Genomic DNA, 12,237 nt, shown 5'->3' on the forward strand with positions numbered 1-12,237 from the left:
CTCGTTAAATTTCCTTGTTAAACTAAGAGTTAATAATAGGTATTAAATTTACATAGAAGCTTTTAATTCATATCTTGAATTTTTTGATCAACAGATGAGTAAAAATTTAAAAAGAAATTGGAGTTGATGATGATGAAAACAATTGGGCTGATTGGTGGTATGAGTTGGGAGTCTTCTTTACTGTATTATCAAATTATGAACGAACGTGTGAAAGAAAAGCTTGGCGGTCATCATTCCGCAAAAAGCTTACTGTATTCAGTCGATTTTCAAGAAATTAAAACGCTTCAGTTTGAGGATCGATGGGATGAGTTAACGAAAATAATGATTGAAATTGCTAAAAAGCTTGAGACAAGTGGAGCAGATTGTCTTGTTATTTGTACGAATACAATGCATAAGATGGCAAAGGAAGTTGAAGAATCGGTCAAAATTCCTCTATTACATATTGCTGATGCAACTGCTAAAGAAATTGTAAATAATGAAATTAAAAAAATTGCTTTGTTAGGAACAGCATTTACAATGGAGCATGATTTTTATAAAGGAAGATTAATTGAGCAGTTTGGTTTAGATGTTATTGTCCCAAATGAAGCTGAAAGAAAACTTGTACATAATATTATTTATGAGGAACTTTGTCTTGGAATTGTGAAAGAGGAATCTAAGCAAGTTTATTTAAACATAATCGATCATTTAATTGAACAAGGAGCGGAAGCTGTTATATTGGGATGTACTGAAATAACGATGTTAATCTCTCAGGAAAATTGCAGTATTCCTGTTTTTGATACGACAAGAATTCATGCCGAAAGTGCTGTGGATTTTGCTTTAGGTATTAAATAATAAAAGAAACCCACAAGGTAATTAAATTTCCTTGTGGGTTTTCATATTTCACCATTCAGAACAATTAACCTTCAACTTTTTGAATAATGAATAAGTTGAAGACAATATAATAGGCAAACATGATTAGCATTAGCCCAGCAGACCATCCAGAAGCCATGCTTTGTAATCTGTTAGATAAAGCATCATTTTGTAATCCATTAAGTTTTTCAATTGAATAGATATCATAAATTCGATAAACTAAGCGACCGAAGAATAGTAGTGTAACAGTACTGCTAATCCAAATATTTGTATTATAGAACCATGCTCCATTTCTATTTTCAAAATTTGTTTTGATTGAAGCGAAATAAGCAAGCCCGATTCCGATTAAAATACCAATAACATCTGATGTTAATATAATTGGTTTTAAACCACCTTGAAATAGTATTAATGCTCCAATTATAAAGAAGATAACTGTACTTATACGCATTCTCTTCTTATTCAATTGCTGCCATCCGATACTTCGACGGACTCTTTTAAAGATGCGATAAACTAAAAGTAAAATTATGATTCCGATAAAAATATATTGTTGATTCATTGTTTTTCTCCTTAATTTGTATTGTATGTTCATATGATATTCTTTTATTTATTTTGAACCGACTTCTATTTGATAGAAATTTATTCATAAAGTCTATAACTAGAGATAGAGGAAAACAGGAAGAATATTGATTAAAATTAAAAGTGAATTTTTTTAAAGGGTAAATGAGAGGAGTAAGTTTATTTTGAAGGAGAACAAAGTCTTCTTATTAAGACCAATTATAGGTGCTACTATTATTTTAATTTTCATGAGCACCGGGAAATTATTTAGTGGGCCACCTCTTAAAACGGCACTTTTTTTAACTATTTGGGTTACGTTAACATGCATTTTATTAATTCCTAGAGATAAATGGTCGAATGTAAATTTGGTAGGATTAATTATGTTTAAAGAAATAAATGTGTTGTATTTTTTAGCATTTATGTTTCATATAACGATTATTCGGTCATCTTTATCGAGAACTCCGATTACATCAATTATCGTTATGATCGTCATTGCTTTAATCTATACGCGATTCGGACACCAAGATTTATTAAACGTTTTAACCTATATTTTAATTTCAATTATTATTTATTTAAATATTCGAAGTAGAATGCAGCGAAATGAAATGTATGAATTGAATAAACAGCATGTCGTTAATTTAGAAAAAGCGTATAGTCAGCTACAGGAAGCGTCTTCTACTGTAATGCAAAATGCAATTCTAGAAGAGAGAAATCGAATTGCAAGGGATATTCATGATGCAGTGGGACATAGTTTAACTTCAATCATCGTTCAAATGCAAGCTGTACAATATATGATAAAAAAGGATCCAAATCAAGCTGAACAAAGTTTAAAGGATATGTTAGTAGTTGCTCGAAAAGGTTTAGATGATATACGAAAATCAGTTCATTCTCTTGCTGATGATCTTCCTCAATCTGCAATTGGCACATTAGAAACTTTATTGACACATATGGAGTCCTCATCAACTATTCAATATTCCTTTAAAGCGGAGATTGGTGATGTTGAATTAGATGTCGAGGTATACAAAATACTGTTTAGAATTATACAAGAATCAATTACAAATGTTATACGTCATTCTCAAGCTACAAAACTAGATGTTGTACTGAAAAAGGAATCTGAAGGCATCAATATGACCATTAGGGATAATGGGGATTTAGAAAATGCTCAAAAAATTAGTGAAGGATTTGGATTAAAATCAATGAGAGAAAGACTAGAGAAAATGAATGGTAGTCTTTCCTATTCAGTTATTTTTCCACATGGCTTTGAAATCGTTGCAAAAATACCATTGTGACGAAGGAAAGGGTGAGAAAGTATGTCATCTGAAAAAATAAAGGTCTTATTAGTTGATGACCAAACGATGATTAGGCAGGGCTTTAGTTATGTAATAAATCTACAAGATGATATGAACTTAATTGGTGAGGCATCCGACGGAATAGAAGCAATCAAGTTAGCAAAAGAAAAACTCCCAGATGTCATTCTGATGGATATACAGATGCCAAATCTTTCAGGAATAGATGCTACAAAAGAAATAATGAAACAATTACCTACGACGAAAATTGTTATTTTAACTACATTTGATGACCAAGAATATATTTACCAAGGAATTCGATCAGGAGCTGTGGGATTTTTATTAAAGGATGCTGAAGTTGAGGAAATGCTTGATGCAATTCGCTCAGCCTTTCGAGGTGAAGCTATTTTTAAAACAACTCTTGCAGCAAATGCACTTTCTAGAGCGATTGTTTCTGGATTTGCTGTTCCAAGTAAAAAAGGTGAATCAATACTAATCGAAAAACTAACGGAACGTGAACAAGAAATCCTCCAGGAAATGGCCTATGGACTTCGAAATGATCAAATCGGTAAGAAATTATTTATAACGGAAGGTACTGTTAAATCACATGTCCATCGTATATTACAAAAATTTGGCTGTGAAGACCGAACACAAGTAGTCGTAACGGCTCTTAGGAATGGAATGGTAAAGTAACAAGGAAAGGATTTAGGAAAGAAATTTAAAAGTAGATGTTATTTCTATCTGAGATAACACCTACTTTATTTGGACCGAAATCTACATAAATGAAATTTTTCATAATAGCTTGTATTACTTTTAAAATCAATTCGGAGGAAAAAGTGGAAAGGGTAGTTTAGGAGAAGAAGTTTCGAATTGAATAGTACTAATTTTTGATTAAACATAAGGCTAGAAGAAGTAATTATAAGGATGACTTTAGAATCAGTAATAAAAATGTTGTAGAAAATCTTCGTTACATAGACTCGGTAATAAATGTGATCATAAAATACATCTAATTAAATAGATATAATATTAAATGGTCGAATGGAAGAGTTTGTTCTAGACGAAGAACTATTTTGTACAAGATTTTTTATGATAAAAAAGAGGAAAAAATAAAAAAACTACGAACTATTATTATAATTAATTCATTCAGTTAATCGAAGTACTTCTTTCATAAAAAATTGGATATGTATTTTATTAAGTAAGTTTGTTAACAATACAAAAATTAAATAAAATTTACTAAAGAGGTGTAGTCAATGAGCGTCCATGATCCAAACGAATTTGATGAATTGATACCAAATGATACCGATTTAAATTTTATTAAGAAATTTCCAGAAGTTGAAGAAGCGATTGGAATTGATGAAATTCTGAAGTGGTTAGAAGATTAACAAAATAAGATTAATTAAGCACTTTCTAGATTTATAGAAAGTGCTTTTTTCATTATCGACTAAGAAAAAGAATCAACCTTGTTAAAGAGGATGATTCTTTTTTTTTTGATAATTACAGTCTGAATATTATGAAATTCAAAATGACTGTTGTAAAGATTTGGTTGTAAATAATTCAAATAAGTCTGATAAAAGAATTCTGTGTTTAAATTTAGAACTCTATCGAACGAAAAAAGTAGTAGGAAAAAAGTTAGGTAGAAAATTTTAGTGAATAAATAGAAAGAACTAATACAAAAACGAATATTTTGCTACTTTCTATTTTTTATTTTAGTCTTATATTAGATTAAGAGTATGTAATTTTACCTATAGTATGATCTGTTAAAAGGTATTACTTTCCTATACATAGAAGTAGTCTAAGTGAACAATTTGTAAGGGCTTTCATTTTATGTTTTTGCTTTAATTAAAGTTTGATCAACACACACATAATTAAGGAGGCTAATTAGAAATGAAGAAAAATCAGTTTGATACAAAATTGATTCACGAAGGCTACAAAACTAGTGAGTATCACGGGAGTTTAACTCCTCCATTATTTCATACGTCTACCTATACATTTCCAACTGCACAACATGGAGAACAGTCCTTTGCTGGAGAAAGAGATGACTTTATTTATTCAAGGTTAGGAAATCCAACAGTTCAAATTTTGGAAGAACGAATGGCTGCGTTAGAAGAAGGAGAAGTAGCGTTAGCGTTTGGTTCTGGAATGGCTGCTGTGTCTGCTACAATTTTCTCTTTAATTAGCACCGGAGACCATATTTTATGTTCAAAAGGCATATACGGATGTACGTATGGCTTTTTAGAAATTCTAGAGAGCAAATTCGGCATTGAACATAACTTTTGTGAAATGGATACTGAAGAAGAAATCCAAAACTTAATTCAAGAAAACACAAAAGTTATCTTTATTGAAACACCAATCAATCCTACTATGAAAGTCATTGATATTGAAATGGTTGTCGAAGTTGCAAAGAAAAATAATATTACCGTAGTAGTTGATAATACATTTTGTTCACCTTATTTACAAAAACCATTAACACTTGGCTGTGACATTGTGCTACATAGTGCAACGAAATATATTAGTGGTCACGGTGATGTGGTTGCAGGAATTGTTGTTTGCAAAACAAAAGAGCTAGCTGATCGAATGATTCCTATCCGAAAAGATATAGGAGCGATTATGTCTCCATTTGATGCATGGCTATTGCTTCGAGGATTAAAAACATTAGCAGTTCGAATGGACCGTCAATGTGAAAATGCAAGAAAGGTCGTTTCATTTTTACAATCGCATCCATTGGTAAAGGATGTATTCTACCCTGGAGATTTTAAAAATCAAAATTATTTTATTGCAAGTAAGCAAATGAAAAAAGGTGGAGGAGTTTTCGCATTTACAATTGATGGGACAAAGGAAGAAACACAGGAACTCATTAACCATCTGGAAATGATAAAAATAGCGGTAAGTCTAGGTGATACAGAAACATTAGTTCAGCATCCGGCGACGATGACACATGCAGTCGTACCAAAAGAGTTACGAGAAAAAATGGGCATCACAGATAATCTGCTACGCATGTCAGTTGGATTAGAAGCATGGGAAGATATCGTAGCGGACTTACAACAAGCTTTACTTAAATCTAGTAGCAATACATTATGTTAATCTCGAGTTGATAAAAAAGTACTTTCTAAATTTTTCTTAGAAAGTACTTTTTATTTTAGCTATAAAATTAAAATATGAGTTCTATTCTCCGGTGAAGTGCTTTTAGCTATGCTAATTCCATTTTGTTCCGACAATATTAGTTAACATCCATAAGTTTGATACTACATTTTATGAAACGAATCTTACTCATCGAAACGGTCAATTTCATTAGTTAAAAAATTTTATAGGACGAGCAGTCTTTCAAAGGGAAGATTTTTAAGAGCTTTGACATAAATAGGGGGTATATCTAGTCAAAATCGTAATATTTATATAAAAATGTCGATGTGAAAATTGCACTTGCTTGAATAATTACCTTCCAATTCAAATTCCAATCAATAAAAAAAATCCAGCAAGTCCCCATAAAAATGGACCACTAGATTTTTAAACAAAACCTACTTATTCAAAGAATCAATAATCGGATAAAGCTCTTCTAAATGAGTAATTTCATATGTAGGTACAACTTCATTTCGTTCTTTATTATGCCTGTTAATCCATATGTTTTTCATACCAATTCGGCTTGAGCCTAGAATATCAGTCATAAGATTATCTCCGACCATAATAACCTCATCTTTTGAAAGTTCCATTAATGATAAGGCATGTTCAAAAATACTTGGATCAGGTTTACCTTTTCCGAAGTCTCCAGAAATTAGTATTTGATTAAAATATTCTTTAATCTTTGGTGTAATTGAAAGCTTCGTATGTTGTAAATCAGGGGAGCCGTTTGTTAGTAAAAGTAGTTTATACTGTCCATTTAATCGATCAAGCACATCAAATGTTTCATCGTATACAAAAGGGTTTCCTTTGCGTTCTTCAGGGAATGTTTCGGCTAATAAATGACCAAATTCTGGATCATCTATTCCAAATGCTTTTAAGCCAAGTGTCCATGCATTTTTTCGATAAGAAGGCGAATTTACCCTCATTTTTGGAAATTGATCATGATCATCTAAAAAATTCCCCCATAGTCCTTCGAATGGATTTATACCAATTAATTTTGTGAATTCGTATGTATCGTATGATTCATAAAGCTTTTTAGCCGAATCACGAACGGCATTTTCAAATTCAGCTGGATCGATACCGTATTTTTCTGTAGCTAGTTTACATGTATTTGCAAATGCAACTTGAACGCTTTTTTGGTCCCAAAGTAATGTGTCATCCAAATCAAAAATGATTCCTTTAATCATAAAAAATAGCCCCTTCCTAATATGAACTGTATAAATTATCCACTATCGTACTAGGAAAATATGAATTAGTAAATAGGAAGCTACTAAAATTTTACTTTTTTTTAGATACAATGTAGTGATTATTTATTTTAAATTAATAATATAGTACAAATGACGATTAAACGGAATATAATACCTTGTTGATTTTGTTTTAATTAATGATGAAAAGAGTGAGTATATGTCATTTGAGGATTTTGTAAACTGTCATTCAATGCAGATTAATACGAAGGCGGTCTTTGATAAACAAAATAAATTAATGCGATATTCGCTAACAAGAACTTGGGATGAATCAAAAAAGAAAGCTACTCTTGTATTACTTAATCCTTGTCGAGCAAATCATCTAAAGAGTGATTATATATTGGCGAGATGTCTTAACTTTTTTATAGATTATAAGAAAGGTAACTTCGGATCGCTAGAACTAGTAAATCTTTTTGCATTAATGGAACCGGATTCAACAAAGCTAAAAGGGAAAGAATGCGAAGTTGGCGAACATAACGATGAAGCAATAAAATTAGCGATTAGTGACGCAGACATTATTATAGTAGGTTGGGGTTCAAGTAAACGATTTAAATGGCGAATAAAAGAAGTTCTAGAGCTGCTAGAACCTTATAAAGATAAATTATTTAATTTTTGTGACGATTCAAATCGGAAAGATATATTGATTCACCCAGTTATTTTAGCGGAACGACATTGGTTAGAAAAATTAAATTTTGAAGCACTTTACGAATGGACTACAAAAGAATAATCTTTATGATATTTCTGAAGACAACTCATTTTGGGTTGTTTTTTTTATTGATTGAAAATTCAAATACTTATATGTATAAAAATTGTTATAATAAATTGAGCATTTAGTTAAGCTCAAGCCAGATAGCTACATCTTAATTTAAATACTAAACTTTACTAAAATTGCAGACTTTTTAGAAACTCAATTATTACTTGAGTCCATTTTTCATCAATTCAAGTAACACTTGATTTTATCTATTCAATTAACTAGATACAATGAAATTAACTTTTAAATAGAGGTGATATAAATGTTTGATATGAAAAAAGTAGGTAGACAAATCGCTCAATTAAGAAAGGCAAACAAGATTACACAGATGAAGCTAGCTGATCAATTAGGTGTTAGCTTTCAAGCAATAAGCAACTGGGAACGTGGAGAGACAATGCCTGATATTTCAAAATTACCCGAGCTTGCAGAGATATTTAATGTAAGTATTGATGAAATTTTAGGGAATGAAAAAGGAGTTAAGTTGATCAATAATTTAATTGAAAAAGATAATCCTGATTCTTCAATTGAGTTAGAAGTTAAAAAAGAAGAATTTTTAAATGTTGCACCGATTCTTAATATTGATCAAGCAGATTTAGTTTTTAGAAACATTGAGAATGATCTTACGATTATTGATACATCCGATATTGCTCCATTTGTTAGTGAAGATATAATCGATGAATGTGCAAAGAAAGAATTTGATTCGAATGGAATCAAAGAATTATCACGGATGGCACCTTATATAAGTAACGATGTAATTGATGAATTTGCGAAGAAAGAGTTTGAGTCCAATGGGATTGAAGAATTAACTAGGGTTGCACCGTTTATTAGTAATGAATTAATTGACGAATTAGCGAAGAAAGAGTTTGAAAAGAATGGAATAAAAGGATTAACAACTTTGGCACCATTTATCAGCGAAGAAGTAATAAATGAATGCGCAAAGAAAGAGTTTGAAAAGAATGGAATAAAAGGATTAACAACTTTGGCACCATTTATCAGCGAAGAAGTAATAAATGAATGCGCAAAGAAAGAGTTTGAAAAGAATGGAATAAAAGGATTAACAACTTTGGCACCATTTATCAGCGAAGAAGTAATAAATGAATGCGCAAAGAAAGAGTTTGAAACAAATGGTATAAAAGGATTAATGTCAATGGCACCATTTATTAGCGATGAGATCATTGATGAGTGTGCAAAGAAAGAGTTTGATTTGAATGGCATAAAAGAAATAACATCAATGGCAGCATTTATCAGTGACGAAATAATCGATGAATGTGCAAAGAAAGAGTTTGAAACAAATGGTATAAAAGGACTAGCATCGATGGCGCCATTTATTAGTGATGACATAATTGATGAATGTGCAAGAAAGAGTTATGAATTAAATGGGATCAAGTCATTAGCACCAATCTGTCCATTTATTGAAGGTGACCTACTTAATGAACTTGCTTTAGATGCTATATCAAAACATGGCATTAATGAAATTTTTTCAGTGATTCCATTTTTAGATTCAAAAATTGTAAAAAGTGCTGTAATTAAATAAGTTTCAAACTGAAAATTTTTAAACTTGATTTTACTTTCTGGGGTCGCAATTAGGGCCCTTTTTTATTTTTTCTAGACATTTTATTAATAAAAAAGGATATTTTCTGGACAATTCAGTAATATCCTTTATCATATAATTAGTAAAAATAATGAAAAGGTGACTTTATGAAAAAATTATTTGTTATCGGTGCTTTCGCAATCTGTTTAATTATTTCTGCACAAACGAATCCATCTAAGGGAGAGTTTGTCACTTGGGCAAAGGATCAACTTAAATTAGAATCAAAAAATAAATATCTTGATTTCGGGATTGACTTATTAGGGGAAAAACTTATTAGTAAGGTTACAACTAAAAAAGATTATGTCTTTTTTTCAGTTTACGAGGTTAAGGCTTTAGACAAGGAAATAAAAGTGGTCGGTTTATTTAATCACTTTATTCCAATTTCAAAAAAATAAATGATGAAGTGGTGGAAAACTTTGAAAGCATGTATATAATAGAAGAATAAAGTTAAAAGAGGTGGAAAGAATGAGCAAATCAAAAGCAAGAAAATTACGAGACAAACTAATTAGAGAAGGTAAACGAAATCCAGAATTAAGTAGAAGTGCATTTGCGATGTTAGATTTAAATACGCGTAGAACAAAAACGAAACAAGAAAAATTAAATCAAGTTAAGCACAAAAAACAGTCCTTTGGAAAAGATGATTTTCAAACAAAGGACTGTTTTTATTTAGATGCTTATCTTATTGTTGTGTAGCAGGTGTTGCTTTTACTTTATTAGCGAATTTAACTGTTAAATTTGATTTATATGCGTTGACCGCAGCTTCAAATTGATTGTAAGTATTATTAAACTTTTTAAGAACTGCAGTTGAATTTACAAGAACAACTTTTGCTTTTGCTACATCTCTTTTTTGAATTGCATTATCTAAGCCTTCATTATCTTCAATATCATAGATCTCATCAAAACCATCTTTAAAATACTTATCAAACATAGAATCTAGATCTTTTTCAATTTGACGATGTGTTGTGTAATCCATATCAAGAACATCATAAGCATAGCTAATAACTTCTTGTTCTTTAGCTGTCATCCCAAAAAAGTGTTGTGATACTAAAGTATCTTCAGCTTCATAGTTTTTATATTCAACAGGTAACTGCTTACGAATATAAATTTCATTTTCAGTAAAAATTTGGTCTTCGATATCGTATACATATGACTCAATCGTATCATATGTGTGGTTTTGGTAATTTCTAATTGCCGTTAATTTATTTTTTTGAGTTGTAAAGTATGTTTTAGCATTCTTTGAATCTACTTTTTTGATATATGTATTAAACTGTGCTGTTATTTTTTTCATATCTACTGCTGCATTGTCTTTACGAGCTTTATCAATTCTTGTTTTAAAGTTCGCTGTTTTTTTCACTAGTTCGTCTTTACCTGTATATCCGTACTTATTAAATAAAGTAACATCAGTTTGTAGTTCTTTATAATAATCATAAACATCCTGATCTGTATAATAGATTTCACTTTTTAAGTTGTTAAGTACTTTAATGTAAGTGCTTACTTGTTTTTTTAAATCATTTTGAGCTTGGACAATTTTAGTATTAGTTGCGGCTTGGGTTTCAGTTGGTAGCATACCTAATAGAATACCCGCTGATAGAGTTGTTGCAGTTGCTATAGTGGCGATTTTCTTAAATTTATTCATTTCGGTCTCCTAATAATATAATATTAAAATTTTTCATACTATTAGTATATTACATGTTACAAAAATATTAAATATATATTAATAGGATTAAATCTGTTTTAAATTACCTTTAAATGAAGTTATAACAGTTCACTTCACTTAAAGGTAAATAAATTAAGTGTTACAATCATAAACTAGTAAAATCTATTTTTAGTCTCGTGAGGCATTTACAATTAACTGTGCCATTCTTCTTGGGTATATTTTTGCTGTTGACATATGATCGCCACTTCCTTGTATAAAACGATATACACCTAATCTACTAGCCATATGAGGGTACCAACCAGAATTTTCGCCTGCAGGTACTACTGTATCCTCTTGTAAATTAATAAAGCTTCTTGGAGTAGATAATTGGTAAAACGTTTTTAAATCTAGCTTTTCGACAAGGGGCGTTGCTGGTTCAGGTGTTGTCGCACTATAAATTTGCCGCGCCGTTTGTAAATCAGCCAAGTTAACAAACACATCTCGGAAGTATTGAAACGGTAGTTTAATTGTATTATCAGAAGATTGCCCAGCTAAGTCTAAAAGGAATTTTTGTGCTTGTGGTGGAAATTGATCAGCCAGGCTTTCACCGTCATTTAAAACAAAAGCATTCCAAAAAACTAATCTTCTAATTCGGTCGTGAAGCTGTTCAGCGACTTTTTGAATGACAGTACCACCAAAGCTGTGACCTATCAAAATAATATTATTAAGCTTATTAGACGTTATATAATGAACAACTTGTTTTGTAATCATCTCATGGTTTACATTTTTATCTTTATCTGTACCATGCCCAGGCAACTGTGGTGTGTGAACAATATGTCCCATTTTTTGTAGTTCTCGTGTGATCCCGTGCCAGAAGAATGGATCAACCCATGAGCCGTGAACTAAAACGAAAGTGCTTTGAGCATGCTGACGATAAAAAATGTCAGATTGGTCAATTGAATGATGCTGTTGATGAAAAGGATATGATTGATATTCGTTATACCAATATTGGTGATAACCATAGTAAGGATTACTCTGATTTGGATTTATATTTTGATTTCTGCAGTTTATAGGTTGAATCATTTCATGGGCTTTTTTACTGGTCATGCTAATTAGTCCCTCCTCATTTAATCTTTCTCATCGTATGCACCTATTCGTTAGAAGGTGCCCACTTAACCAATGGAAATATGAGTAAGTAAAGAGGGGAAAAT

General features: G+C 31.0%; 13 protein-coding genes. 9 read left to right on the plus strand and 4 right to left on the minus strand.

The window, feature by feature from the left end:
- Positions 1–132 precede the first annotated feature (132 nt).
- A complete protein-coding gene (locus tag EP747_RS02430) occupies positions 133–831 on the plus strand; it encodes an aspartate/glutamate racemase family protein (protein ID WP_129688831.1) in 699 nt (232 codons plus the stop codon).
- Positions 832–895: 64 nt separating this feature from the next.
- On the opposite strand, the gene EP747_RS02435 is transcribed toward EP747_RS02430, so the two are convergent.
- Positions 896–1,405, minus strand: coding sequence for a hypothetical protein (locus EP747_RS02435; RefSeq protein WP_129688376.1), 510 nt, complete (start codon positions 1,403–1,405; stop codon positions 896–898).
- Between the two features lie 184 nt (positions 1,406–1,589).
- Between EP747_RS02435 and EP747_RS02440 the strand changes: the two genes are divergently transcribed.
- From EP747_RS02440 to megL, 4 genes are all read left to right on the plus strand, one after another.
- Positions 1,590–2,693, plus strand: coding sequence for a sensor histidine kinase (locus EP747_RS02440; RefSeq protein WP_129688377.1), 1,104 nt, complete (start codon positions 1,590–1,592; stop codon positions 2,691–2,693).
- Between the two features lie 21 nt (positions 2,694–2,714).
- Positions 2,715–3,383 (plus strand): response regulator, encoded by a 669-nt coding sequence (locus EP747_RS02445; protein ID WP_129688378.1) that lies wholly within the window; start codon positions 2,715–2,717, stop codon positions 3,381–3,383.
- Between the two features lie 557 nt (positions 3,384–3,940).
- Positions 3,941–4,072 carry a hypothetical protein gene (locus tag EP747_RS25045; RefSeq protein WP_268875886.1) on the plus strand — a complete coding sequence of 44 codons (132 nt, stop codon included), beginning with the start codon at positions 3,941–3,943 and terminating at the stop codon, positions 4,070–4,072.
- Positions 4,073–4,574: 502 nt separating this feature from the next.
- Positions 4,575–5,771 carry a methionine gamma-lyase gene (megL, locus tag EP747_RS02450; RefSeq protein ID WP_129688379.1) on the plus strand — a complete coding sequence of 399 codons (1,197 nt, stop codon included), beginning with the start codon at positions 4,575–4,577 and terminating at the stop codon, positions 5,769–5,771.
- A gap of 431 nt (positions 5,772–6,202) precedes the next feature.
- On the opposite strand, the gene EP747_RS02455 is transcribed toward megL, so the two are convergent.
- The gene (locus EP747_RS02455; protein WP_129688380.1) at positions 6,203–6,991 is read right to left on the minus strand and encodes an HAD family hydrolase; all 789 of its coding nucleotides are present in this window, start codon (positions 6,989–6,991) and stop codon (positions 6,203–6,205) included.
- Positions 6,992–7,208: 217 nt separating this feature from the next.
- Between EP747_RS02455 and EP747_RS02460 the strand changes: the two genes are divergently transcribed.
- The 4 genes from EP747_RS02460 to EP747_RS02475 all read left to right on the plus strand — a co-directional run bounded on the left by EP747_RS02460 (position 7,209) and on the right by EP747_RS02475 (position 10,083).
- Positions 7,209–7,775, plus strand: a complete 567-nt coding sequence (locus tag EP747_RS02460) for a DUF1643 domain-containing protein (protein WP_129688381.1) — start codon at positions 7,209–7,211, stop codon at positions 7,773–7,775.
- Between the two features lie 286 nt (positions 7,776–8,061).
- Positions 8,062–9,333, plus strand: coding sequence for a helix-turn-helix domain-containing protein (locus EP747_RS02465; RefSeq protein ID WP_129688382.1), 1,272 nt, complete (start codon positions 8,062–8,064; stop codon positions 9,331–9,333).
- Positions 9,334–9,497: 164 nt separating this feature from the next.
- Positions 9,498–9,785 carry a hypothetical protein gene (locus tag EP747_RS02470; protein ID WP_129688383.1) on the plus strand — a complete coding sequence of 96 codons (288 nt, stop codon included), beginning with the start codon at positions 9,498–9,500 and terminating at the stop codon, positions 9,783–9,785.
- 70 nt (positions 9,786–9,855) lie between these two features.
- Complete coding sequence (locus EP747_RS02475) at positions 9,856–10,083, plus strand: hypothetical protein (protein WP_129688384.1); 228 nt, start codon at positions 9,856–9,858, stop codon at positions 10,081–10,083.
- On the opposite strand, the gene EP747_RS02480 is transcribed toward EP747_RS02475, so the two are convergent.
- Positions 10,070–11,026: a hypothetical protein gene (locus tag EP747_RS02480; RefSeq protein ID WP_129688385.1), complete on the minus strand. Its 957-nt coding sequence runs from the start codon at positions 11,024–11,026 to the stop codon at positions 10,070–10,072. The two genes, EP747_RS02475 and EP747_RS02480, sit on opposite strands and share 14 nt — an antisense overlap.
- Before the next feature lie 189 nt (positions 11,027–11,215).
- Positions 11,216–12,133 carry an alpha/beta hydrolase gene (locus tag EP747_RS02485; RefSeq protein ID WP_235832728.1) on the minus strand — a complete coding sequence of 306 codons (918 nt, stop codon included), beginning with the start codon at positions 12,131–12,133 and terminating at the stop codon, positions 11,216–11,218.
- Positions 12,134–12,237 lie beyond the last annotated feature (104 nt).

Source organism: Gottfriedia acidiceleris, assembly GCF_004138285.1.
GTDB classification, from domain to species: domain Bacteria; phylum Bacillota; class Bacilli; order Bacillales; family Bacillaceae_G; genus Gottfriedia; species Gottfriedia acidiceleris_A.

Coding starts and splice junctions, on each gene's coding strand:
- EP747_RS02430 (WP_129688831.1), top strand. CDS start 133: ATGAAAACAATTGGGCTGATTGGTGGTATGAGTTGGGAGTCTTCTTTA.
- EP747_RS25045 (WP_268875886.1), top strand. CDS start 3,941: ATGAGCGTCCATGATCCAAACGAATTTGATGAATTGATACCAAATGAT.
- megL (WP_129688379.1), top strand. CDS start 4,575: ATGAAGAAAAATCAGTTTGATACAAAATTGATTCACGAAGGCTACAAA.
- EP747_RS02480 (WP_129688385.1), bottom strand. CDS start 11,026: ATGAATAAATTTAAGAAAATCGCCACTATAGCAACTGCAACAACTCTA.
- EP747_RS02485 (WP_235832728.1), bottom strand. CDS start 12,133: ATGACCAGTAAAAAAGCCCATGAAATGATTCAACCTATAAACTGCAGA.
- EP747_RS02470 (WP_129688383.1), top strand. CDS start 9,498: ATGAAAAAATTATTTGTTATCGGTGCTTTCGCAATCTGTTTAATTATT.
- EP747_RS02475 (WP_129688384.1), top strand. CDS start 9,856: ATGAGCAAATCAAAAGCAAGAAAATTACGAGACAAACTAATTAGAGAA.
- EP747_RS02445 (WP_129688378.1), top strand. CDS start 2,715: ATGTCATCTGAAAAAATAAAGGTCTTATTAGTTGATGACCAAACGATG.
- EP747_RS02455 (WP_129688380.1), bottom strand. CDS start 6,991: ATGATTAAAGGAATCATTTTTGATTTGGATGACACATTACTTTGGGAC.
- EP747_RS02435 (WP_129688376.1), bottom strand. CDS start 1,405: ATGAATCAACAATATATTTTTATCGGAATCATAATTTTACTTTTAGTT.
- EP747_RS02460 (WP_129688381.1), top strand. CDS start 7,209: ATGTCATTTGAGGATTTTGTAAACTGTCATTCAATGCAGATTAATACG.
- EP747_RS02465 (WP_129688382.1), top strand. CDS start 8,062: ATGTTTGATATGAAAAAAGTAGGTAGACAAATCGCTCAATTAAGAAAG.